Source organism: Vibrio sp. Vb2131 (assembly GCF_033338535.1).
Lineage (GTDB): Bacteria > Pseudomonadota > Gammaproteobacteria > Enterobacterales > Vibrionaceae > Vibrio > Vibrio alginolyticus.
In genome coordinates this window covers 85,843-110,732 of the sequence record NZ_JAWOSW010000004.1, presented here as the reverse complement: position 1 = coordinate 110,732, position 24,890 = coordinate 85,843, and the positions used below count along the sequence as shown (strand labels likewise).

General features: G+C 43.4%; 22 protein-coding genes and 1 pseudogene. 9 read left to right on the top strand and 14 right to left on the bottom strand.

Features of this window, described 5'->3' with window-relative positions:
• Positions 1-237: 237 nt before the first annotated feature.
• On the bottom strand, positions 238-1,254 hold the full coding sequence (galE, locus tag R7E38_RS06330; protein ID WP_005376309.1) for a UDP-glucose 4-epimerase GalE: 1,017 nt from the start codon (positions 1,252-1,254) through the stop codon (positions 238-240).
• 54 nt (positions 1,255-1,308) lie between these two features.
• Positions 1,309-3,267: a diguanylate cyclase domain-containing protein gene (locus tag R7E38_RS06325; protein WP_064354780.1), complete on the bottom strand. Its 1,959-nt coding sequence runs from the start codon at positions 3,265-3,267 to the stop codon at positions 1,309-1,311.
• 319 nt (positions 3,268-3,586) lie between these two features.
• On the opposite strand from R7E38_RS06325, the gene R7E38_RS06320 reads away from it, so the two are divergent.
• Genes R7E38_RS06320 through R7E38_RS06310 form a run of 3 tightly spaced genes read left to right on the top strand, consistent with a single transcriptional unit; the run spans position 3,587 to position 5,957 of the window.
• Positions 3,587-4,342, top strand: a complete 756-nt coding sequence (locus R7E38_RS06320; protein ID WP_064354779.1) for a 5-oxoprolinase subunit PxpA — start codon at positions 3,587-3,589, stop codon at positions 4,340-4,342.
• Positions 4,342-5,025: a 5-oxoprolinase subunit B family protein gene (locus R7E38_RS06315; protein WP_064354778.1), complete on the top strand. Its 684-nt coding sequence runs from the start codon at positions 4,342-4,344 to the stop codon at positions 5,023-5,025. The genes R7E38_RS06320 and R7E38_RS06315 overlap by 1 nt, the downstream gene beginning before the upstream one ends.
• Positions 5,022-5,957, top strand: coding sequence for a biotin-dependent carboxyltransferase family protein (locus R7E38_RS06310; protein ID WP_064354777.1), 936 nt, complete (start codon positions 5,022-5,024; stop codon positions 5,955-5,957). The genes R7E38_RS06315 and R7E38_RS06310 overlap by 4 nt, the downstream gene beginning before the upstream one ends.
• 28 nt (positions 5,958-5,985) lie before the next feature.
• Here R7E38_RS06310 and R7E38_RS06305 read toward each other — a convergent pair whose 3' ends face one another.
• The 3 genes from R7E38_RS06305 to R7E38_RS06295 all read right to left on the bottom strand — a co-directional run bounded on the left by R7E38_RS06305 (position 5,986) and on the right by R7E38_RS06295 (position 10,926).
• A complete protein-coding gene (locus R7E38_RS06305; protein WP_064354776.1) occupies positions 5,986-7,425 on the bottom strand; it encodes an FAD-dependent oxidoreductase in 1,440 nt (479 codons plus the stop codon).
• A 352-nt stretch (positions 7,426-7,777) separates the two neighbouring features.
• Positions 7,778-10,234, bottom strand: coding sequence for an ABC transporter permease (locus tag R7E38_RS06300; protein ID WP_226082986.1), 2,457 nt, complete (start codon positions 10,232-10,234; stop codon positions 7,778-7,780).
• Positions 10,234-10,926 (bottom strand): ABC transporter ATP-binding protein, encoded by a 693-nt coding sequence (locus R7E38_RS06295; RefSeq protein ID WP_226082984.1) that lies wholly within the window; start codon positions 10,924-10,926, stop codon positions 10,234-10,236. The genes R7E38_RS06300 and R7E38_RS06295 overlap by 1 nt, the downstream gene beginning before the upstream one ends.
• Between R7E38_RS06295 and tesA the strand changes: the two genes are divergently transcribed.
• The 4 genes from tesA (at position 10,925) to R7E38_RS06275 (ending at position 16,630) form a co-directional block, all read left to right on the top strand.
• Positions 10,925-11,527, top strand: coding sequence for a multifunctional acyl-CoA thioesterase I/protease I/lysophospholipase L1 (gene tesA, locus R7E38_RS06290; RefSeq protein WP_005376324.1), 603 nt, complete (start codon positions 10,925-10,927; stop codon positions 11,525-11,527). The two genes, R7E38_RS06295 and tesA, sit on opposite strands and share 2 nt — an antisense overlap.
• A gap of 82 nt (positions 11,528-11,609) precedes the next feature.
• Complete coding sequence (gene fabV / locus R7E38_RS06285) at positions 11,610-12,809, top strand: enoyl-ACP reductase FabV (protein WP_064354774.1); 1,200 nt, start codon at positions 11,610-11,612, stop codon at positions 12,807-12,809.
• A 180-nt stretch (positions 12,810-12,989) separates the two neighbouring features.
• Complete coding sequence (locus tag R7E38_RS06280; RefSeq protein ID WP_017634164.1) at positions 12,990-14,903, top strand: sensor domain-containing phosphodiesterase; 1,914 nt, start codon at positions 12,990-12,992, stop codon at positions 14,901-14,903.
• Positions 14,904-14,974: 71 nt separating this feature from the next.
• Complete coding sequence (locus R7E38_RS06275; protein ID WP_017821933.1) at positions 14,975-16,630, top strand: ABC-ATPase domain-containing protein; 1,656 nt, start codon at positions 14,975-14,977, stop codon at positions 16,628-16,630.
• A 79-nt stretch (positions 16,631-16,709) separates the two neighbouring features.
• Here the strand turns inward: R7E38_RS06275 and R7E38_RS06270 are convergent, their stop codons facing one another.
• Together R7E38_RS06270 and R7E38_RS06265 are read right to left on the bottom strand one after the other, a co-directional pair.
• A complete protein-coding gene (locus tag R7E38_RS06270) occupies positions 16,710-17,330 on the bottom strand; it encodes a DNA-J related domain-containing protein (protein WP_005376328.1) in 621 nt (206 codons plus the stop codon).
• Positions 17,331-17,458: 128 nt separating this feature from the next.
• On the bottom strand, positions 17,459-18,298 hold the full coding sequence (locus tag R7E38_RS06265) for an isopenicillin N synthase family dioxygenase (protein WP_005386285.1): 840 nt from the start codon (positions 18,296-18,298) through the stop codon (positions 17,459-17,461).
• A 242-nt stretch (positions 18,299-18,540) separates the two neighbouring features.
• Here R7E38_RS06265 and R7E38_RS06260 point away from each other — a divergent pair, with 242 nt between their 5' ends.
• Positions 18,541-19,137, top strand: coding sequence for a DUF2238 domain-containing protein (locus R7E38_RS06260; protein ID WP_017821932.1), 597 nt, complete (start codon positions 18,541-18,543; stop codon positions 19,135-19,137).
• On the opposite strand, the gene cutA is transcribed toward R7E38_RS06260, so the two are convergent.
• The 5 genes from cutA to R7E38_RS06235 form a co-directional block, all read right to left on the bottom strand.
• Positions 19,099-19,431, bottom strand: coding sequence for a divalent-cation tolerance protein CutA (cutA, locus tag R7E38_RS06255; RefSeq protein WP_005376332.1), 333 nt, complete (start codon positions 19,429-19,431; stop codon positions 19,099-19,101). The two genes, R7E38_RS06260 and cutA, sit on opposite strands and share 39 nt — an antisense overlap.
• A 14-nt stretch (positions 19,432-19,445) precedes the next feature.
• Entirely contained in the window at positions 19,446-19,697 is a 252-nt protein-coding gene (locus tag R7E38_RS06250) for a hypothetical protein (RefSeq protein WP_005376334.1), read from the bottom strand.
• Entirely contained in the window at positions 19,681-21,390 is a 1,710-nt protein-coding gene (locus R7E38_RS06245) for an SgrR family transcriptional regulator (protein ID WP_226082981.1), read from the bottom strand. The genes R7E38_RS06250 and R7E38_RS06245 overlap by 17 nt, the downstream gene beginning before the upstream one ends.
• Positions 21,391-21,469: 79 nt before the next feature.
• The gene (locus R7E38_RS06240; protein WP_054575175.1) at positions 21,470-21,703 is read right to left on the bottom strand and encodes a DUF3389 domain-containing protein; all 234 of its coding nucleotides are present in this window, start codon (positions 21,701-21,703) and stop codon (positions 21,470-21,472) included.
• Positions 21,704-21,709: 6 nt separating this feature from the next.
• Positions 21,710-22,144 (bottom strand): hotdog fold thioesterase, encoded by a 435-nt coding sequence (locus tag R7E38_RS06235; protein WP_054575174.1) that lies wholly within the window; start codon positions 22,142-22,144, stop codon positions 21,710-21,712.
• 201 nt (positions 22,145-22,345) lie between these two features.
• On the opposite strand from R7E38_RS06235, the gene R7E38_RS06230 reads away from it, so the two are divergent.
• Positions 22,346-23,134 (top strand): M48 family metallopeptidase, encoded by a 789-nt coding sequence (locus tag R7E38_RS06230; RefSeq protein WP_017634168.1) that lies wholly within the window; start codon positions 22,346-22,348, stop codon positions 23,132-23,134.
• A gap of 105 nt (positions 23,135-23,239) precedes the next feature.
• Here R7E38_RS06230 and R7E38_RS06225 read toward each other — a convergent pair.
• Both R7E38_RS06225 and R7E38_RS06220 read right to left on the bottom strand, forming a co-directional pair.
• Positions 23,240-23,401 (bottom strand): annotated as a pseudogene (locus R7E38_RS06225) (transposase); the annotation flags it as partial.
• Positions 23,402-23,573: 172 nt separating this feature from the next.
• Positions 23,574-24,602: a site-2 protease family protein gene (locus R7E38_RS06220; RefSeq protein WP_047103591.1), complete on the bottom strand. Its 1,029-nt coding sequence runs from the start codon at positions 24,600-24,602 to the stop codon at positions 23,574-23,576.
• Positions 24,603-24,890 lie beyond the last annotated feature (288 nt).

Below are 24,890 nucleotides of genomic sequence, written 5' to 3'. Positions count from 1 at the left end.
GCCATCTCTTTTTTCACCATTACTGCTGCTGCAATGATGAAAGTGATGATCAGACCGAGTTCCATGAACTACCCCAATAGCTACGAGAAAATTTATAACCCAAATTAAGAGTCGGGCATAGTTTAACAGCTCTATATATACTTGCTACCTTTTAACCAGTAATTTACGATTTTTTCCGATTTGGATCAAAAAAGACGCAATTATGCGCCTTTTTGTTACTATTATGTAAATTAAAGATTAGGCATCTGGATAACCTTGAGGGTTAGTAGACTGCCAGCGCCATGTATCGCCAGTCATTTCTTCTAGAGTACGAGTTGCTTTCCAACCTAACTCATTCATCGCTTTTGATGGATCCGCCCAACACTCTGCAATATCACCTGGACGACGCTCAACAAGTTGGTATGGGACATCTTTACCACTTGCGGCTTCAAATGCTTTCACCATGTCCAGTACACTGTAGCCGTTACCAGTACCGAGGTTATAGATATGAAGGCCAGCTTTGCTACCTACTTTTTCTAATGCAGCAACGTGACCATCGGATAAGTCCATTACATGAATATAATCACGTACGCCTGTGCCATCTTTGGTCGGATAATCACTACCAAACACAGAAAGGAACTCTCTGCGCCCTACCGCAACTTGAGAAACAAACGGCATTAAGTTGTTGGGAATACCTTGAGGATCTTCACCTAGCTCGCCTGTTGGATGTGAACCTACCGGGTTAAAGTAACGAAGAAGTGTAATGCTCCAGTCAGGGTTCGCATTTTGGAAGTCGGTTAAACACTCTTCTACCATTAATTTGCTGCGCCCATATGGGTTAGTTGCGCTAGTTGGAAAGTCCTCAGTGATGGGTACAGATGCAGGATCACCGTATACAGTCGCTGATGAACTAAATACCAACGATTTAACTCCGGCTTCACGCATTGCATCAACCAATACTAAAGTGCCATTAACGTTGTTGTCGTAATACTCTAAAGGTTTTGCTACAGACTCACCGACGGCCTTTAAACCTGCAAAATGGATAACAGCTTCAATATTGTGCGACTTTAGTGCTTCTACCATCGCCAATTTATCTCTGATATCGGCTTTAATGAAGGTTGGCTTTACACCACATACCTTTTCAATTCGATCTAATACCGTAGATTTACTGTTGTACAGGTTGTCTAGAATCACTGGCGTCATGCCAGCTTCGATCATTTGAATACACGTATGACTACCGATATAGCCCATACCACCCGTAACGAGTACTTTCATTTTATTATTCCTTCTGACGCGAATTGGGTTAGTTTAAAGCTTTGACGTTACGATTTAAACTGTCTCTTGTAATTCGCATCCCATTAATATTGCTTGGCCTTTTCCGGCTTTCTTTGCTTGATACATTGCCGTATCCGCACTTTTTAAAACTCGAGTAGCATCGCGCTCATTTACGCCGACTAATTTTACGCCGATACTAACGCCAACTTTGAGTAAGTGACCTTTGTACTCAATTGGAGCACATATGCTCTCGAGCAACTGTTCTGCTATTCGGGTGACCACTTTTTGATTGGCGGGATTTACCAACATGACAAATTCATCACCAGAAAGTCTTGCGATTAAATCACTATGTCTCGTCGCAGATGTTAGACGCTCGGAAACTTTTTTCAAAACTTCATCACCTGCATCATGACCGTAGGTATCGTTAACTTCTTTAAATCCATCCAGATCGAGGTACAAAACTGCAAATTCGTCACGCAAGTATCCAGAGCGTTGTACTAGTTGTTCCAACTCTAAATGGAACTTAGATCGATTGGCTAACCCCGTTAAAGCATCGTGATGAGCTAAATGCTCTAATCGTTCCATCTCTTTTGCGCCGGAAAGGTCGGTAAGAACAATAACCAGATCATAGAAACCATAGTCTTCACACTTAACGATACGATTGACTCGAGCAAACATCGGTACAAACTGACCAATATGGTTCTTCTCGATAACTTCACCTTGCCAAACGCCATAATTTTCTATCGACTCGATGATACTAGGCATCATTTCCTGTAACTTGCGCCACTTTAGCGTTTGGATGAATGACTTCCCAATAAGCTGATCCACCTCTAAGCCGACTAACTTAGTGACGGCAGGGTTTGCCATCGTAATGACACCGCGATGATTAAGAACAATGAGACCATCTTGGCTGCTTTCAAAAACACGTCCCGCAACACGTTGCCGGTTTATGGCTTCTTCAATTTCGGTGATATCTTGAATCGAAAACAGTAAGTATTCATGTGTCGAGAGGCGACGACTGGTTAGGCTCAACTGCTGTTCGTTATCTGCATTTTTGAGGTGAATATCATCGCACTCTAGGCCTCGACTCAGGATCTGACTCAGCTCATTCGGTATTTTGGTTTTAATTAGATCACGAATATTGGCGTATTTAAGTTCATCTAATTTTTTTTGAAATATTTGCTGGGTCGCCGTATTACAATGAATAACACGTCCGGAATTGTCTGTAATAACTAATGCATGCTGAACAGATTCGATAACCTCTTCTGAAAATGCGCGCTTTTGTTCTAGTGTGTCTAGCGAATGTTGCCGCTGCTTCTCACGTACTGTTAACCTATTCATCATTTGATTGAAAGATCTCGCGAGCTCTCCAATTTCATCGTTGGCGTAATAGCGTGCTTGATTTTCCGTGCTTCGTCCGTGTGTCACATTCTCTATTACGCGGCTAAGCTCCATAACGGGCTTGAGAACAAGCCTCTCGATACTTATGTAAAAAACAGTGCCACCAGCGATCAGAAACAGAAGAAGTAAAGCGCTATCTTGAAGTAAAGATTGCATGGCTTCTACGATTGGACGATGAGAAAGCGTGACTCTAATGCTACCAATGACATAGCCATCATGGATAATCGGCTCTAGAACATAAAGAAATTTGGTTGATAAGGCATAGCCTAGAGCGTGCAACCTACTTCTTTCGGTTTGACTGGGAACGGGTGCTAGTGCCCCACTTATCTCCATAACAGCGAATGGTTGGTCATCTTGGTCATAAAGTTTGACCCGCGTTACATTTGGCTGGTTTAAAAAGTTGGCGAGAATAGTTTGAGCTTTTTGCTTGTCCTTTGTCGTCAGCGCATCTTTAATTGAGAAAGAAACGTTGTTAATCAACTTTCTTGTCTGCTCGACCAGTTCATGCTTAGACGATTGGTATACAGTATACGAGGTGTAACCTTTTGAGATAACAAAGATAGCCGTTAAAAAGACCAGAAGAGGCCAAATAAGCTTCGCTCGTAATGACATATATATTCCTGTCGCAGACAACCACAAAAATGACAGAAGAACCATTATGCAATCTATCACCCATGAAGGGCAACAAGATTAACACGATGCTAATGCAAAATAACCTTAAATTCTCAAAAATTGGATGGAAAAGAAACGAAATACCTTAAAATTCGGATCAACTCAAATAACGGCAACATCTTTATGGACTAACGTGATCTTTTTCGTCAGCTATCTGCTCAAAAAGCTTCGTTTTCATGATAGAAGAATGAAGTGAGTCACTGAACCTAGATGCATTTTCCTGCATCGTAAACCCATTGCTTGTGTAGAAATAAAACGTATGACATTGAATAAACAGCAACTTACATTGAACTGTGATATGGGCGAGAGCTTTGGCTCTTGGAGTATGGGCGCAGATGAAGACGTGATGCCCCATGTTGATATGGCGAACATCGCGTGTGGTTTTCATGCCTCCGACCCTAATGTCATGCACGACACCATCACCCTAGCGAATGACAACGATGTTGATATTGGCGCACACCCAGGTTACGCCGACCTACAAGGCTTTGGCAGACGAAGCATAAGCATGACGGGTGATGAAATTACGAACATGGTTATATATCAGGTTGGTGCTTTACAAGCATTATGCCGGGCGCAATACACAGACATCAGTTACATAAAGCCTCATGGTGCTCTATACAACGACATGATGAAAAGTGATGCGATATTTAGAGCGGTAGTAAAGGCGGCAGCACTGTTCAAAGTACCGTTAATGATCCTAGCTTCACAGGAAAACGAAAAATACTTAGAAATCGCAGACGATTATGATGTTCCCTTGCTATTTGAAGCATTTGCAGATCGTTTATACCAAGATGACGGCTTACTGACTCCTAGAACACAGCCCAATGCCGTGTTAAAAAGCGAGCACGCGATACTTGAGCAAGTCCGGACCTTAGCTGACTCTGGGCGTGTCAAAACCGCTTCAGGCGGTTACATATTATTGGAAGCCGATACAATTTGTGTTCATGGTGACAATGAAGAGTCGATCGCGCTGCTCCAAAAGATCCGCCAAAGCCTATACGCTGGAGGAAATTAATGCATAAAGAGAAATTTAATATCTCTTTGATCTCCGAGTGCAGTATTTTCATTAAGTTTGATGAGAGTATTTCTGAAAATGCAGTCGGAGAGCTTGCTCGCAGCATAAGAGAAACTTTCGCTTCAATTGTTATGAACGTTGTCCCCTCCTATCAAACTATTCTCATTGATTACTTACCTTTTCGAATCAACGAAAAGAACTTAGTCAATGAGCTGCAACAAATCGTGAGCCAGTTTGATACTCAATCACTTAAGCTTTCCCAGCCGAATCACATTACTATCCCTGTATATTACTCTGAAGAAACCGCGTTAGATCTATCTCGTTTTAAAAAGCGAGGTCTGTCATTAGACGATCTTATTACCCTGCATACGAAAACCGAGTACGCGGTTTCTGCAATTGGCTTTGCTCCAGGCTTTGCATTTCTCTCTGACGTTGATACTCAATTGCACATGGCAAGGCTTGCCACACCAAGAACTCACGTGCCGGCCGGAAGTGTCGGAATCGCAGACTCTAAAACGGCCGTCTATCCATCAGATAGTCCTGGCGGATGGAACATTATTGGTAAAAGCCCGCTTGCGCTCTTCTCCGACTCTCCTCCTTTTATACCGTTTGAAGTGGGTGACAAGGTCACCTTTAATGCTATTTCAAAACAAGAGTTTATCGATTTAGGAGGCGTACTATGAGTTACGGTGGATTACTGGTGGAAAAGCCAGGACCGCTCTCTTTAGTTCAAGACTTTGGTCGTTTTGGCTTGGCGCATGTCGGTGTGACTCAAGGTGGCCCGGTCGACGACTATGCTTACAGTTGGGCCAACCATTTGCTTGGTAACGTAGTCAATTGCGTTGCGATTGAAATTACTTTGGGTAACGCTTGTTTTATTGCCTTGCATAACTGCCACCTTGCTATATGTGGCGGTGATTTAAATGCAAAAATAGATGGTGAACCTATTTCAAATTGGTCTGACTTTACGTTGAAAAAAGGACAGAAGCTTCAGTTCGGAGTCGCAAGGAATGGGCTTCGCTCCTACCTAGCGGTTAAAGGTGGATTCAATGTTGCTCAGCACTTAGGAAGCGCATCGACCGTCTTGCGAGAATCTCTAGGTGGTTATGATTCAAATGGTGGCGCTTTGAAAGCTGGCGATATTCTTCCCTTTGTCCCTCATAACTTACCGAAACGTAAACCAAGGCAAATGACGTTTCGCTTTAAGCCAGATTACAACTTACCCATTAAGCTGAGAGTGATTGAAGGCTATCAGAACGAGGACTTTGATGAAGACGCTCGCCAAGTATTTTACAACAAAGCATTCATCATCTCCCCCAATTCGAATCGCATGGGCTACCGTCTTGAGGGCAATAACATTCGTCCACCTTACGAAGGCGTCCTATCAGAGGGAATTGCATTAGGTTCAATTCAAGTACCTAGCGATGGTAACCCTATTGTGCTGCTCAACGATCACCAGACTATTGGCGGGTATCCTAAATTTGGCTGCGTAGCCCGTATTGACTTACCTAGACTGGCACAGGCGAAGCCCGGACAAAAAGTCAATTTTGTGAAAGGAGATAGGCTAGGCTTGCAAGAAGTATGGTGCCAATGGGCTCAGTTTTTTGGGTACTAATACAACCACTGAGCCCAAACACAGCCGATTATGTAGGCATACCATAACGCACTGCTAAAGCTTGTGGATAGCCTCGCTCTTGAGTGAGTTTAATCGCGTACTGCTCGACCTCTTGTTCAGACCACTTTACAGCGACCGGATGCTGTGTTTCCACATTTTGGTTAGGATCGATGTCAAACCAGAATTGAAGCATTTTTTGCGCTGCGAGTAGTGTCGATGACGCTTTTACCACCTCTATTCTCGCATAGTGGTTATCTTCAAAAGTCACATCTGCCGCTCTGAGTACTGGGTCTGTTCCGGGAATTTGCTGAGCGCCAAACAATGCTTTTCCTCCTTTTACAGCAGAGTGATAGTCGGGAATAAACTGCGCCATGTGTTTGATGGCATTGTTCGTTCGCTCTTCTAACACTTCTTCTCTCCAGCCGTTACGGATCTTCGAGAGTAAAGGCATAGGCAGTTCAGGTTGAGCAGATGAGTTCGTGCTCTCCACTAAACCATCTTCAAACAGCGTGATTCCTTTTGTCATACCATGAAGTTGAAAGTAACCATCGCCATAAGGCGTCAATTGAGCCATTCCTTTATCGGTTCCACGCGGGCCATGAAAAATAACTTCTGGCCATTGTTGTTGACAGTCTGCCCACCTCGTAACGTAAGCGGCTTTAAACTCCACCAACCTGTCACGCTTGGCACCAACTGTGTTGTCAATTGAGCCTGTTTCAAAGCCACACGCGTTAACCAAGTAGTCGCATGTCATCAGGTAATCGATACCTTCACGTTCATAGCCAAGTTGCCAGTGTTCCCCCATCCAATCGGCTTGCTTAAACGTTGCTTGTGTGAAGACCGAAGCATTAGGAAGCGTATCTAGTGTTAAGTTGGCAATTGCGGCGAGGCGAAAAACACTCCAACCATATTCTTGAACTGCGACAACAGGATACTTTAGCGCTTCAAGATCAGCATGTTGAGCAAAAGGAATGCACCACTCATCGAAGTTTGTAGGATGACTTGGTTGAGTACGTTGCGCGAGAGCTTCTAGCTCCGCTTTTGAATACAGTTTGTAGTATTCGCTTGGCTCGCCGAGCACTTTATTACTCTCATCTTTATCAACGAGCGTCTGATAAGCACTTTTCACAACCTCTAATCGCGGAACTAGTGTGGATGGGTCTCCACCATCGGAATGAGGAACCGCGATGATTGTCGGACGAATATTCAGTGAAAGCGGATACAGGCGAACAGTATCGATAGATTGTGCTAACAAGTCTAAGCATTGTTGCTCGGAAATCTCTCGATATAAATTACCACCAGCATGCAAATGACAAATGGGTGGACCATTTACTAGTGATACGCCCTTCTCTATTACGGAAACTTTAAAACCCAGCTCCGCAAAATGAATTGCTGCTGTTGCACCTGCTACACCGCCACCAACAACAGCGATATGCTTATCTTTATAACTTGGAAACTCAGACTTCATTGCTTCACTAAAAATTTTATAAGGAAAATTCTTTACTAACGGTGGATTCTACTCGTGTTTGGACTTGATTAAAATCACAAAAAGTTCATGGGTTTGCGAAATATCCAACAGCGCCTGTAAAGTGCATTAAAGTAGAAAAAATTTGCGAAAAAGTACTTGACGACATGGTTAAGAAGACACTTTTTTGTGTCTATGTGAATAAGAATTTCACTGTAAGACCCATGGCGCAAAGCCTGCAGAAACACCCCACTTTTTACCCCATTTAGTTATCCCAAAAGTTATCCACTGTTTTTGTGGATAACTAAAATAAAAGTGTCATGGAGTGTTCCAAACTTGATAACACTCGCTGCGATTAAGTGTTTACTGGCGTTAACAATCTTTTCAACAAACTCATCACTACAAGTGCCAACGTAACAAATGTTGCAAGCGGTAAAGCTATCCACAATTCGGGGTGAATTTGTGCATTGAGATCGAATCCATATGTCATGACTGCGGCCACACAAACTTCCGCAGCGAATACCGCAACACCACTAGCAATCAACGCCATAATTCCGTACTCGGCCCACAGGGTTGTGTTGATCCGTTTCTTACTTGAACCTAATGTGCGATACAAACGAATCTCTTGTTGGCGTTGGGACAAGCTTAACCTCAGTAGCGTAAAGATGAGCAGCAGACCAGCAACAACGCCTAAAAGAGCAAGGATGGTGATTGCTGATACGATTTGCTGAATCAAAGCCTGAATTTTCTCGCCCATAGTTCGGATATCTAAAACAGAGACCGTTGGGTGAGCACGTGACATTGACGTCAACAACGCTTCATTTCCTTCTTCAATCCTATAACTGATGAGGTAAGAACCAGGTAAATTAGCCATCACGTCAGATGAGAAAATAAAATAAAAGTTAGGCTTCATGTCACGCCATTCGACATAACGGATGGTATCTACTACTGCATCGTAATTCTGACTGTTTATTACAAAGCGCAGCGTATCACCGAGTTTGATGCCTAAGTCATTTGCTACATCCGCTTCTACAGATACACTCCCTTTGTTTGTCCATTCACCCGAAAGCACATCATTATATTCTGGTAGGCTATCTCCCCATGTCAGGTTTAGCTCTCGACGTATCGCGTCAGAACCTTCTCCTTCGTAATCAATCTCCTTGACGTTTTGACCGTTGATCTCTGTTAGTCGTCCACGAATTATTGGATAAGCTTGTGACCGCGTAACTCCATTTTTATCTAGGGTTTCTAGGTAGTTATCGAGTTCATAATCACCAATGTTCAATGCGAACACATTTGGCGCATCTGCAGGTAAGGTTCTCTCCCAATCAGCGAGAATATCGCTGCGCACAAGCCAAATGATAGACAGCAACATTAAAGATAATGCCAAAGCACCAAACTGTAGACCGCTGGTTACTGGCGTCCGGTTGATACGACTCAACGCAAGCTTCATTGCAGGATGGGTTGACACACGTGCAAACAGCTTTGTGAGTGTGACGCTAACTGCTGCGAGTACCACAAACTGTACCGCTATACCAGTGAGCACGATCCAAACTAAGGTGTTATCTGCATACAGTAAAAGCAGTGGAACAACGGGAACTAGAACAAGTAACATTCGCTTCCAAGAACGTTGCGCTTTACCCTGCTGTAGCACTTCTAACGCGGGAGTTTTAATCAAGCCTAACAATGGTATACCGAGAGCAGGCACCGTAATCAAGACTGCTGAGATAAATGCCACCAAAAATGGTGTGACGCCGTAACTAGGGAGTGGCTCGGGTAATAAGTCTTTGAGTGGAATGCGTAATAAATATTCCAGCCCGCTCCCTAACAATAGACCGACGACACTGGCACTAATGAGAAGGATTGTGACTTGAATAAATAACCACTTTTCAATCCATCGGCGGCTCGCACCAAGACTTTTCAACATCGCGATAGTTTGTGTCCGGCTGTTCACGTAATTTTGACAAGTAAGAACCAATGTTGTCGCCGCCATAATGATGACAATTGCTACTGTCAACGACAGATACTGCGTCGTGCGTTCAAAAACCTCATTACTACGACTGGCAGTATCTTGCGTGCGCCAGCGATCGCTCGGAGAAAGCTGCGTATCATCTTGTAAGCTCTTTAGTGTTTTATCATCGGCTTGTAAAAATAGACGGTATTGAACTCGACTCCCAACTTGAATTGCTCCTGTTTTATCTACGTCACTTTGATGAATGTATGCAGAAGGCATTTGCTGAAATGGATTAAAGCTCAAGCCTGGTTCCATCAATACTGCGCCTGATACAGTAAACTCGGCATCGCCTATCGTGACGCTGTCACCTGAATTTACGTTTAGTTGAGTCATAATCCGCTCATCAAGCCAGAGTTGGTTCTCTTTAACGCGACCGGCCGGATTATTTTCAAGAACGAGCTCTCCCATTAAAGGGTAATTATCATCCACCGCCCTTACAGAAATAAGCTGCATACCATTATCGCTAAATGCCATAGTGGCAAATCGCGTCATCATCGAACGTTCAAGGTTTTCAGTCGAGGTTAACAACGTGTCCGGAATGGGATTAGCTGACACAAACACCGCATCTGCCGTTAATGCGTCCTTTCCCTGCTTGACGATCACCTGCTCCATTCGTTCTGCTAATGCAGAAAGCGCAAAGATACTCGCAATCACGAGAATAAGAGCAACGCTAATAGGCCAAAGATTCCCCTGCCTTATTTCGCCGAAACTCCAGCGTATCAAGCTTTTATTCGACGAGTGCTGTGTTGTACTGTTTTGCTCTGTGGATGTTGCTTCACTTGATGATACTGCAGACATTACATCTCCTCCTTAAGCTCACCCGCCTCCATACGATAAATACGGTCACATCGGCTTGCTAGATGACCATCGTGTGTTACTAAAATCAGAGTTGTCCCGTGCTGTTCATTAAGATCGAATAGCAGCTCAATCACTTTGTCTGCGGTTTGATGGTCAAGATTGCCGGTAGGTTCGTCTGCGAACAACAGTTCAGGTTGTGTCATAAATGCGCGCGCTAGTGCAACTCGCTGTTGTTCACCACCAGATAACTGGCTTGGTAGATGGTCGACACGTTTTTCCAATCCAACAGCAGCTAATAATTCCGCTGCTCTTGCTTCATCTTCGGCTTCACCACGTAAAAGACAAGGAAGCGTGACATTACGTAATGCACTCAAACTCGGGATTAACAAGAAACTTTGGAAAACGAAACCTAAAGAGTCAGCCCGAACTTTCGCACGTGCTTCATCATCCAGTTTTGATAATTCATGACCTAATAAAGTAATTTCGCCTGATGTCGGAGTATCAAGACCAGCTAGCAACGTCATCAATGTTGACTTACCTGCACCGGAAGTTCCGACGATGGCGATTTTTTCTCCTTTTCGGATGTCAACATTTACGTCTTTGAGGATTGTTAATTGTTCTTGATTAGTAGAGACTTGTTTAGAAACCAAATTGGCTTGAACAATAGGTGCATTAAGTACAGGTGTTTGCATGATTCGTATACTTTCCTTAGTTCTATTTTTTTGTTTTTCCGCTACTGCACATGCGAGCGAAAAGCTACTTGTCTTGGGTGATAGCTTGAGTGCAGGCTATCAGATGCCGATCGAAGAGAGTTGGCCTAGCTTACTCCCTGATGCGTTGTCAGAACATGGTCAAGATGTAACAGTTATTAATGCCAGTATTTCTGGCGATACCACTGGCAATGGCTTAGCACGGTTACCTCAGTTGCTAACTCAGCATAGCCCTGACATGGTACTTATTGAGTTAGGTGCCAACGATGGACTGAGAGGTTTCCCTCCTAAACTTATTACGTCAAATCTTTCAAAAATGATTACCATGATAAAAGATTCTGGTGCGGACGTTGTCATGATGCAAATTCGGGTTCCGCCTAATTATGGTAAGCGCTATAGCGATATGTTTTACGATATCTACCCTAAGCTTGCACAGCATCAACAAGTTGCCTTGATGCCATTCTTCTTAGAGCATGTTGTCACCAAACCAGAATGGATGATGGATGATGGCCTTCACCCAAAACCAGATGCACAACCTTGGATCGCTGATTTCGTTGCTCAAGAATTAATTAAACATCTCTAATTTTAATGGTCTAGCTCAATAAGTTTTACGTAACTTTACGTTAATCTATTTTCAATTCCACTCATCGAGGATAGATAACAACATGCGAATAGAACCGTTAATTCAAGGTGTTGTTGCTCGCTCTGCGCACCCCAAAGGGTGTCATGCATCTATTAAAGAGCAAATTGAATACGTAAAGCACGCCCCACAGATCAAAAAAGGCCCAAAACGGGTTTTGATTATTGGTGCCTCCTCTGGTTTCGGCCTAGCGGCACGAATAGCCCTAACGTTCGGTGGCGCTAACGCCGATACCATTGGCGTCTCATTTGAGCGTGGCCCTTCAGAGAAAGGGGTTGGGAGTGCGGGTTGGTATAACAACGTCTTTTTTAAGCAAGAAGCAAATCAAGCCGGGCGTACCGCAATAAATATTGTTGGCGATGCATTCTCTGGTTCGGTGCGCAATCAAGTGATTGAAGCCATTGAAACGTACTTTGAGGGTGAAGTTGACTTAGTCATCTATAGCTTGGCAACCGGTGTTCGACCTAAACCTGAATCTGATGAGTTTTGGCGCAGTGTCATTAAACCTATTGGTGAACCTGTCACTGGCGCTTCTATCATGCTGGAGAACGATAAGTGGATAGAAACCACCTTAACGCCTGCAACAGAAGAGGAAGCCAACGCCACCATTAAAGTAATGGGAGGCGAAGACTGGGAAAGCTGGATTGACACACTCATCAATAACGACTCTATCGCAAACGGCTGCAAAACCATCGCCTTTTCTTACATGGGCCCTGACATTACGCACCCAATTTATCTCGATGGTACGTTAGGTCGAGCGAAAATCGATTTACACCAAACCAGTCATTCATTAAACCTCAAACTCGCCAACTTTGACGGCGGTGCTTACGCAACCGTGTGTAAGGCGTTGGTGACGAAAGCCAGTGTATTCATCCCTGCGCTAAGTCCCTACCTGTTAGCGCTTTATAGAGTGATGAAGGAAAAAGGTACTCACGAACGCTGTATTGAACAAATGCAGCGGCTGTTTACTACGAAGTTATACGATCAAGAGAAAGTGCCAGTTGACGGCGAACGCTTGATTCGAATAGATGACTTGGAACTTGAACCGCAAGTTCAACAAGAAGTCCACGCTCTTTTAGAACAGATGAATGCTGAAAACTTTAAAGAGATTGGTGATTACCAAGGTTTTAAAGATGAGTTTATGAAGCTCAATGGCTTTAACTTTGAAGATGTCGACTATTCGCAAGACATTTCTATTGAATCGTTAATGTCGCTTAAGCCTTGATACTTGTTACCTGTTTCAAGGATGAGATATGTGACAACTATTCCTAGTCCTGAACACTTTTCAGGACTTTTTTTTGTTTCGAGCCCTAGCCACCCTATACTTAATTAAAAAGCGAGAACAAAATAGAGCAGTCTGCATTTTTAATTCACAGGAAGTGAAACCACGTAAAGGATGACCTATATGGGGAGATTGCAAACATTAGACTACGAAATCCCTGAGTCTATGCGAAGAAGTTGGCAGGAAATCGTCAACTTACTGGCTCAAATAACACACGTACCCACCACATTAATTATGCGTATCCATCCGGATCGCATAGAAGTAAATACATCTAGCGAAACTCTAGGTAATCCTTATCGTACTGGCGATGCAGAGCTGCTTGGTAACGGTTTGTATTGCGAGCAAGTTATAGAACAGAAAGGCGAGCTTGTAATCCCCAATGCGCTTGAAGATGAAGAATGGCAAAATAACCCAGACATCAAACTAGGCATGATTTCTTATTGCGGCTTACCGCTATTCTGGCCAAATGGGGAGACATTTGGAACAATCTGTATGCTTGACTCTGAGAGAAACGAGTACAACGATAGTTACCGTCAGTTGCTTGAAACTTTCAAAGATTCAATCGAAGCACAGCTTTCAGTTGTGTACCAACAACATAAACTTCAGCGACTTAACACCGAGCTAAAGAGTCGAATTGAAAATCGTACCACGGATTTAGCCCAGTTAAGTTACTCCTTAACACAAGAAATTGATCGCCGTAAAGCCGCGGAAAAACAAGTGAGCTACCAAAAAACACATGATCAGGGGACTGGGTTTCTAAATCGCTCTGCACTTGAGAACATTGTCCAATACACCTTACAGTCCCTTGATAGTGATCAGCAATCGCTTGTGGTCATCAACATTGGTTTTAGTAACGCTCGCAGTATTCAGACCAGGCACGGGTTCGAGGTCTTTGACAACATTTTAAAAGAATTTCACTCCAGATTAACCAGACACGGTGCTAGCGGATTTATCACTGGTAGACCAAGTTCGAATGACATGGTTTTATTGATTTGGGGAGAGGATATTGAAGCTCGGTTAAATCAACTATTAGATGATATCACTAAAATTAGCGTAGATGGATTTGTCTTCAACAAAACAGAAATACATTTGCACACGTATATCGGTATAGTTCAAGCTTACAAAGATTGCAGCAATGCTAAGCGTATCCTTCAACATGCATGTTACGCGATGCTTCTATGTAAAGAATCCGGCGAACCTTTTAGTTATTTTAGAGAAAATCATTCGGCGGATCTCAATAGTCACAATGAACTGGAAAGTTACCTTTTACAAGCAGTGCGTAACGACGATTTAGTGTTGTACTTTCAACCTCAAGTAGACTCCAAAACACGTAAATGGATTGGCGCAGAAGCCTTGCTTCGCTGGAGACATCCAATACTTGGCGACGTTTCCAACGAAGCATTGATACATATGGCCGAACAAAACGGGCTTATCTTTGAAGTTGGCTCTTTTGTTCTGCGTACCGCGATAGACAAAGCGAAACAATGGTCTGAGTTAATCGATAACTTCAAAATTGCCGTCAACGTTTCTCCCATTCAATTACAAAACGTAAATTTTGCAGAACAAGTGCAACACCTACTCGACACTTTCCATTTGCCAGCACACTTTCTCGAACTCGAAGTAACCGAGAGCGCTCTAATTGCCGATGAAATAGTAGCACGCACAACGTTAAATAAGTTGCACAAACTAGGTGTGACATTGTCACTTGATGATTTTGGTACAGGATATGCCTCGTTCAGCTATTTAAAGAAATATCCGTTTGATGCCATCAAAATTGATAAAAGCTTCGTCCAGCAAATGGAAAAGTCAGATGATGATCGCGAGATCATTTGTTCAATCATACACATTGCAAAAAAACTGGAACTCCAAGTAGTGATCGAGGGCATTGAATCCCACCAACAAGAGCAGTTTCTTATTGGTGAGGGTTGTGATATCGGACAAGGTTTTCTTTATGGTAAACCTATGCCTTGTAATGAATTTGAGCAAAGTTTGTTTAATCAGCGCCTTTCTGGCGGGCAATACGCCTACTCTTCCTAAGCATTCTCTTTACTATGAGGGCGGTGGTTTCTATAATCGCCGCCCGCTTCTATTAAAAGGCCAATATCTTCATGGATCAGTTGACTGCCACGCTTAAGAAAATTGAAAAGCAGAACTACCGAGCTTATCAGCAAATCAAAGGTCAATACGACTTCACTGATTTCACTTTGTTTATCGATCATGTACAGGGTGACCCTTATGCATCGGCGTCACGTTTTCGTGCGACTCGCGCATGGTCTTTGACTGGTCTTGAGTGGCTAAGAGACGAGTCTCCTGCATTTCAAAGAGCTGCACGTGATTTTATTGCGCGTAGTTTTGAACAGTTTGCTAAACAAGAAAACTCAGTATCAATTTCACTGACAGGCCAAACTGTACTGGATAGCACCGCGGTGTTGTTTACTGAAGAAGGTATTGAACTGCGTTTTCGAGTTAACTTACCAGCCGAGGGTCGTTCAGTATTGGGGAAAAAAGCCAACAACATACTGACTTTCCACCTGCCTAAGTTTATCCGTCGAGCAACTTTAGAGCGTGAACTCGACAAAGCCGCTTTAATTAAGCACTGCCAAGTTGTTGAAGACCAAGATGCCCTACGAGAACAGTTAGAGGCCAATAACTTAGTCGCGTTTGTCGCAAACGGCAGTATTCTTCCTCGAATTGCAGGTAATTGCGACCTTCCAATGAAAGAAGCCGTTGAGTTTAAAGCCCCTGAATCTCTACAAGTCACTTTACATGCGCCAAACAAGGGCCATGTCACAGGATTAGGAATTCCAAAAGGTATCACACTGATTGTAGGTGGTGGCTTCCACGGTAAATCTACCTTATTAAATGCAATAGAGCGTTCAATTTACGATCATATTCCAGGAGATGGTCGCGAATACATTGTTGCCGATAACAAGGCTATGAAGATTCGTGCCGAAGATGGCCGATGCGTACACCACTTGAACCTGTCAAACTACATCAACCATTTACCGATGGGTAAAGATACGGCGGACTTTTCTACTCAAGACGCATCAGGCTCAACGTCGCAAGCCGCTTGGCTTCAAGAGTCTATTGAAGCGGGTGCAAGCACATTATTGATTGATGAAGATACTTCTGCTACCAACTTCATGATTAGAGATGAGCGTATGCAGGCATTGGTGGCAAAAGGTGATGAGCCAATTACTCCTCTCGTCGACCGCATTGGTCAATTACGAGATGATCTTGATATCTCTACCATTATCGTTATGGGTGGGTCGGGCGACTACTTAGACGTTGCCGATACCGTCATTCAAATGCACGACTACCAAGCCGTTGATGTGACTGAAAAAGCGAAAGAAGTTATCGCTCAGCACCCTACTCAACGCCATAACGAGTCAGAAGAACGTTTACAGACCTTCCCACCTCGAGCACTGAACCGCGTTGCGTTGATGAATATTCTTACTGACGGCAAGTTCCGTGTGAATGCGAAAGGCAAAGAGTCACTTCGATTTGGTAAAGAGTTTACTGATCTTAGCGCTTTGGAACAGATAGAGTCAGCCGATGAAGTCAACACAATTGGCTGGTTATGGTTCCAAATTGCTCAACTTCCAGGTTGGTGTAATCATCCGGCGAAGGAGATTGAAGAAATGCTGTCTGGTGAGTGGCATGCCGCTCTTCCTAAGCAAGGCGACTTAGCCAAACCACGCACACTAGACGTTATGGCTGCCCTCAACCGCATGCGAAAATCTCAGTTTAAGTCATCATGCTAGTTTTGATACGCTGACAGAGACAGTTCAATCAAAAGGCAGCTATAGTTAGCTGCCTTCCTTTATCTTTATTCTTAGCGAATCATTCGTTTCTCAGTACATTCCACGCTTCACAAAGAACTCTAAATCTTTCTGCATCGCCATTTTCTCGATCAGGATGCCAACGAAGCGCGAGTTTTCGCCATTGTTTTCTAATTTCCGCAGGCGTAGCGTCAGTGTTAAGTTCAAATAGTGACAGTGCCTTTGTCTTATCTACGCTGGCTACTGACGAACCACCGATGAACTTTTGATAAGTTGTCCAAAATTCATTCAACAGTCGACGCACTTCATCTTCGTCCGCTTCGTAATTGCGCCAATCTAAGTAATACTCACGCAAAGGATCATGAATATCGATCTTATGCCTCAAAGCTTCCATCGAAGACATGAGCTGAATATCCATGGCTTCGACTTGAAGCCAGCTATCCGGATACAGAGTGTCTTGCAGTTGATATAATGCATTCATGATCAGGAAATTTCTTTTGAATAAATCCTTATCGGGAGAGTCGTCCAGCTTTGAAATATAACCTTGTTCACCCAACGAGCTTGCCAAGGTGTGCACTTTCCAATTAGAGGGCTGTTTTCTCAGAATTTCTAACATTGGCCAAAGCAGCGGATTTTCTATTGCATGAGGCTCAATACTATTGACAGTACGTTGTCCTTCCATTCATCCTCTCTGACACGAGTTTAGGGCCCCATTCACGGCACAAAAAACATAATTTCCACTTTGTAGCATAAATGCAAAAAGGCCGATAGTCATTCACCATCGGCCTTTGTAAGGAGATCACGTAAAGGTTAAATAACCCCTAGCTCACGTAAACGTTCCATAAGGTAGCTATGTGCAGTGTAGCGTTCAGATAACACCACTTCCGGCTTTGGATGCAGGAACAACGGTAATGAAATACGTGACTTTTCTTGACGGCCACCCGTAGGGTTGATTACACGGTGAGTCGTTGAAGGGAAATAACCACCTGACGCTTCTTGAAGCATATCACCAATATTGATGATTAAGTTTCCGAAGTCACATGGTACATCGATCCAATCACCCTCTTTACTCTTTACTTGCAGTCCAGGCTCATTAGCAGCAGGCAAAACCGTTAACAGGTTAATGTCTTCATGCGCAGCAGCACGAATAGCGCCTGGCTCTTCTTCGCCTGTCATCGGTGGATAGTGAAGCACGCGTAGTAATGTTTTGTCACTGTTATTGATCATTTCTGACAACGCGATAGAGAACTTCTCTTGAACGTCCTTAGGTGCGTACGCTTCAACCCAACCTAATAGCTCTTGAGCAAATGCATTGGCACGCTCGTAGTACTCTAAGATTTCAGCTTTAAGCTGCTCTGGGATCTGACCCCAAGGGTAAACATGAAAGTACTCTTTGATGTCTTTCACTTTGTGCCCTTTCGCCACTTCAGACACAGAAGGTGGGAAGTAGCCATCTTGGGTGTCTACGTTAAAGTGAAAATCATTCTTTTGTTCTGAACAGAAAAACTCATGCCAGTTTTTGTAAATTGACTCTACAAGCTCTTGTGGAATCGGGTGGTTTTTCAACACACCGAACCCCGTTTCGCGTAGAGAGGTAACGAACTGTTGAGCAGCATCGTCAGCAAGATAATCGACAGTTTCCAGTTTCATGGCTTTACTTCTTTTTTATTAGACTGAATCATGGATTCTATGGATGGGCATGTTGTAAATCAAACTTTAATGAAAAGTGCACGCGCAAACGTTTTAATGTTGAGCAGTTTGCCAATAAATCAACATTTTCAGTGATCAAAAAACCCATTAAAATATCAATTGCACACCGTTCAATTAAGTGCAATCATTAACACAATCTATGGAGTCCCACTGTAAGATAAATTGAAGGATCAAATAACTCTATGAAAAGCACCTCGACACTCTTAGGATTAACGATTTTTTATGCCATCGTGTTTTTATTTTCTGCGTTGGAACCTAACTCACGTGCAGTTTGGTTTGCGGAGATTATCCCGGCGATTGGTATTCTTGTTGCTATTTGGGCGATTTCGATTCGCTATCAGTTCAGTAATACGGCTTACTTTTTAATGTTCATCTGGCTCTGTTTGCACACTATCGGTGCGAAATATACGTTCTCCGAAGTGCCGTTTGACTGGTTTAACGACATGATTGGTTCAGAGCGAAATAATTTTGACCGCATTGCGCACTTTTCAATTGGCCTTTACGCATATCCGATCGCTGAATACTTGATAAACAAAAAACGGTTCAACAAAGCGTTCTCTTGCTGGTTTGCTTTGTTTGCTATCATGTCACTTGCTGCTGGCTATGAGATTATCGAATGGTGGTATGCGGAGTTGGCTGGTGGCGATGAGGGAATTGCCTTTCTGGGCTCGCAAGGTGACATATGGGACGCCCAGAAAGATATGTTGTGCGATACCGTTGGTGCAGTGTTGTCGTTATTCTTAATGTCGGCTCAACGTCGATTCTCTCAACCATTCTAAATAAGGGTTAAACCCATCAACAATTGGAACCTGTACGATTTGAGCTACCTCGTATTCGTGCAGGTTTTCTATTTTCTCTTCCACCAATTCATAAAGTTCTCGACGAGTTTTGATCACCAGCAACCATTCGTTGTCAGTACAAATCTCCCCTTTCCACACATAGTGACTTTCAATAGGCATCGTTTGAATACACGCGGCTAATTGAGCATCTAGCAAACCTTTAATGATCTGATCTCGATTTTTTTCATTACTGGTTGTACTTAAAACCATGCAATAGTCATGTTTCATACTCATTTTCTAGCCCTTTATTATTTCATCGTCACTTTGCCGCCAATCATTTTGTAAGCGGGGGTTCCTCTTACTAAAGTGTCTCTTGCAAACTCTTGTCCGCAAGCGGGGCAAATACATGGGGTTTGTGTGAAATCGTCAACAATGCGCTCTTTGAAGCATTTAACCAGTGCGCCTTTCCCGCCTTTACGGTACTTAAATAGTTGAGTTTTACATTTAGAGCAAAAGATATCGACGGTTTTCGTCGGTTGTTTTTTATTCGGTTTCGCCATGGTTACTTTCTATATCCGGTTTGACCCATACATTATTAAAATCAAACCAACCTAAGGCATTACACTTTGCATTTTGTAACGCACCGCTGTGGTCTTTATTCACGCCTAGCCAGCAGTGAAACATAGGAATCACCTGACAGCTTTTTACTAATTGTCGTCCTAGCTCACGCGCAGGAAAGTCTGTGTGCATGCCGGCACGCCATTGATCGACAAGTTTAGCCCATTCACTAAAATCGTAACCTGAACTGAACTTCTCAATATCACTGTAATCCAGGAGCCAGCCCGCCAACGCGTCATTTCGGTTCGTTGCAATACCCATAGCTTTCACCCAGATATCCACTTCCTCCGGTGCGGGCGGTTGAGAATCATAACGAATAAACTCAACCTCTATACCGTGCGGTTTTAAGAGTGTCTTGATGGCCTTGGCAACTACTGGAAACATCGGATGCTTTTTCTGATACGCTACGGAAATTACCTTATTAGCCTGTGGTACGCTGCCCGCTTCTGCTGACCTAAGATCAATCCAACCGGGCTTAAGGCCAAACGCTTGCAATACTCCCAGTTCCATCACTTTATCTTGTGGAACATGCGCGTAAATCTGGTGACTGTTGAGGGTTTGCGAGAGGAACTCTGCCCAACGTGGATCTTTTGCAATCCCAGTGTTTTTGTTTAGTAATAGGAATGTACAGCCAGGGTCCAGCTCGACTTCATCGGATGAACCTTGTTTATCCATCTTCGGCTTTGACAGGCTTGGATAAACCATTGAAGAATAGGCTTCATCGATTACCCACACCTCCACTTGGTCAAGTAAAGGGCGAAAACCAAAGTAGCCATCAAAAGCAGTCAAAATAAGACGCTTATCATCATTCATTTTAACTTGGAACGGCCCTGTCCCTATCGGTTGTCTATCAAAGCTTTCAGAACGCAAAGCACTCGGTAGCAAAATTTTTGCTTGCGACTCACTCAGAGCCAGAGGCAGGTAGCGATCAGGACGGACGAGCTCAATATCAACGGTCCACTCTTGTGGCGAAGACACCCGCTTTATGTGAGAAAACAAGTTCAAGCTATTTAACGCAAGCACACTTTCAAGAACACAACTGGTTGTTAACGGTTCACCGTTATGAAAGCGTACTCCACGACGAAGATAAAAACGCCAATGTGTATCAGAAATTGCTTCCCACGTGTGGGCTAAATCTGGTTGAAGTTGTTCATTTTCATCAAGGCGAGTGAGTCCGCTAAAAATTTGTCTGGCGATGTGCTGTTCAGAACGCCGCATCGGTTTCTGCGGGTTTAACATCGACAATGGTCGATAATAAGGCAAACGCACGACCTGCTCGCCCTGTCGATGTTGAAGCCCTAAATAACCTTGGATAACCTGCGTTAATCGTGCCGCATCGTTATCAAGCGCATCTAGAGCCTGACCGATTTTCCCTTCATCGAGATAACGCCTGGCGAGGTTTTCGCTGACGTCGCTTCGATTACGTTTAAAAACGAGTTTCGAAAGTTTTCCTCGACCTGCTGCCGGATGCCACTCAATCCAGCCCTCTTCTTCAAGTTTATTTAGAACAATACGAGCATTACGACGTGTACAAAACAACGCTTCGGTGATGTCTTCGAGCTGAACGTCCGTATCGTGACCGGAAAATTTTTCAAACAGTGTTTCGAACTGAACACGTAAACGAGGGCTACTCATAAAGAGGAAATTCTTATCTTGTTGTCGATAAGCTAAGTTTCCTCATTTTTACCAAAAAGTGCAAACATCACACTATAAATTATTGAATATCGATACCAATTTCTCGCGAAAGTTCGGCCAGTTGTTCCTCGCTGTCCAGCTTGATAGACCATTTGCACTCTGCTCCATGAGATAAAACAACGTTCGCTCCTCTACCCAGCAACTGAATTGCATCGGTTTGCGCTTGCAAGGTTACCATTGCGCTGCCGGAGATCTTAATCACTATTTCACGCTGGGTTGCAATGATTTTTCCTAATGAAAACTCAATCACCATCTTAGTTTATACCGACTTTGTTTTATGTTGTTTCACAGCGATGGTCAAGCGACTGGTACACACTAAACGGCCTCGCTCATCAGTGATATCGATTTGCCACACTTGCGTTGAAATACCCAGATGAAGCGGTTTTGCCGTACCAATCACATGACCACTTCGCATGGCTCGCACATGGTTCGCGTTAATATCTAAACCGACGCAGTAGCTGTCCTCATCGACAGAGAAGTTTGCAGCCAATGAGCCTAATGTTTCTGCGAGCACGACTGATGCACCACCGTGAAGCATTCCTAAAGGTTGATGAGTAAAGCTGCATACGGGCATGGTTGCTGTAAGGGAGTCGTCAGTGAAATCTGTATATTTAATTTGTAGGTGCTCGATCAGGGTATTTTTTGACGTGGCATTCAGAATCTCTATGCTTACGGGCTTTTTCCATATACTCATTGCTTTACTCTTAGTTTCACAAACTGGTTTGTTAGGTTGTAACGATGTGCTAGGAAGCTAGCATAGACGCTACTTGGGCATAACTTCAAGACGTAACATCTCACCTTCTTCATTAATCAGATGAATAACTTGATCCATGCATCATGTTACTATTTGGGTATATACTATTGCTTCAAAACAAAAAATTAAATGGAGCCTGTTATGAAGGTATGGATGAAAGCCTCTGCTCTTTTAACTATCGCGGGTTTAACAGCGTGTAGCGCATCACCGACGGGTCGCAACCAGATCCTGATGTTTTCAGATCAGGAAATGTCATCGCTTGGCGCTAAATCTTTCGAACAAATGAAGAAAGATATCCCAATCAGCAAAGACCGCAAAACGAATGCCTACGTTCAATGCGTTGCCAAGCACATCACTGACACCATTCCCGCTCAATCTGGATTTAAAGACTGGGAAGTCGTTGTTTTTGATAGTGAACAAGTCAATGCGTTTGCTCTACCAGGTGGGAAGATCGGCGTGTATACCGGGCTTTTAGATGTCGCGAAAAACCAAGATCAGTTGGCAACAGTCATTGGTCACGAAGTCGCTCACGTCCTCGCTGACCACAGTAATGAACGTCTCTCACAAAGTCAGTTAGCAAATGCCGGGTTGTCTCTAGCAAACGTTGCCATTGGCGCTTCCGAGTACAAACAGTATCAACAAATGACGATGGCGGCACTTGGTGTCGGTGTCCAATACGGTGTTATTTTGCCATACGGTCGTACTCAGGAATCTGAGGCTGATATTGTCGGGCTGGAATTCATGGCAAAAGCAGGTTTCGACCCACGTCAAAGTGTCGATTTATGGAAAAATATGAGTGCTGCATCAGGTGGTTCTCAACCACCTGAATTCTTCTCAACCCACCCATCGCACAGTACGCGCATTAAAGATTTACAAGCAACCATAAATAAGCTGCCTGCGTATAACGCGAAAGCACCAAGATGTGGCTAATTCATTGCTACTTGCTACTATCGTCTACTACTTAAGCTTGCCAAGTAAATTACCACCTTCTAAAGAAGGTGGCTTTGTGTGAGCCCCCTAAAAGAGGGCCTTTGTTTAGTCCAGCGCCAATTGCTGCTGCTCTACTCGCTCTTGCTTCTCTTGATGTCTTACATATCGGCGTATTATTTCTTCATTGATTCCAACACTATCGACAAAATAGCCTCTTTGCCAAAAGTGATTACCCCAAAGCCTGTTCTTCCTAAGGTGAAGAAACTTGATTGTATCTACTCATGTTATTTGTCCTCTTTGACTTCTGGAAAAATCAAAGATGCATTTAGCATGAGTAGATTTACAGGCAAAGCCAAAGCGGATGATAACCACCTACTGAAGTAGGTGGTTTAGGGCTGAAAATAAAAAAGCTCCCTAGGGAGCTTTTTAATGATTCTGATCAAGTGCCCAATATCTGTAGCGGCAAACTTAACAAACTATCTCCGAGAGTGGCAAAATACCAGATGATAGAAACAAAACCTCCGACAGAGACCAAGTACCAAGCAAGTGAAAATAGTTGCCCATAACGGGTTAATGGCAATAAATGGCTTTGATGTCGAGCTCTCCATTCCATCACCACTTCCAACATTCCCATTAACAATAAAAACCCTAGCAACGTCAGACCGAAATAGTAACTGATAAAAATGCCTAATAAAGCGGTCGCAATACTGCCAACTAACCCGACCCAAGTATTCATTGAGAAGGTAATACTTTTGAGCACATGGCCACCATCTAATGGTAAAATAGGCAGCAGATTAAATAGGTTTAGCAAGGCGTTAAACACAGCAAGCCCAGCGAAGATCACCTCACCAGTCATCCAATAAAGCAAAGTAAAAACAATACTAAGTACTAAACCGAAAAATGGTCCCATGATTGAGATAACCACATCCTGCCAGCGCGTGTTTATCTTTTCGTCACTTAGCGCCAAACCACCTAGGAATGGAATCAAATAGATCCCTTTGGTCTTCATTCCAAAATACTTCATCGCTCTAATGTGACCATATTCATGGAAAACCAAGCAAGCGATCAACGCTAGCGCGAACTCGATGGAAAATAGCCAAGAATATGCAGCGAGACTTGCAGACGCTAACGCCACTTTAATAACTTTCGCACTTTTAAGTGCTTTCATCCCAAGAGATACGAGACCTATTATACTTAAACGCTTTTCGGATGGTGGCGTAACTTCTGGCACTTGGCGCTCGATGTCTTTTTCATTTCGACAACCTTCGTTGACGAGCTCACCGTTAATTGTGACCTTGTAACTCAATTCAAACGGTTGCCATGTTAAAGAACACTCTAAATGACAGTTCAGGATTTCCTCACCCGCAGAGAGCCTAAACTGGTGTAGACAAGTCTCTGCGGTATTGTCACTGGCATCGATTTGAGACACCAACGTATTATCCCAATATAACTGCTGCCACCCAGCCATCGATCCTTCGAGCCTTAGCGAACGACCTAAAAATTCAACATTCAGTAATTCCAATGCGGTTCCTATTGCGTCTATTGAATAACTACATAGCGAGCGCGAATTATGCCTGTGAAGTGAAGAAACAGCAAAGCGAGCTATCTCTTGATTTGATCGTTATTTAACTATAAAGCTCGCAAAACAATTCTGGTCGTACCATTCTCTTCAAAAATATAAAGATAATACATGCCCTTACAAGCCATCGTTTGACCTATGCATCATATTTAAAACGCAAAATACGCTCAAACTTTG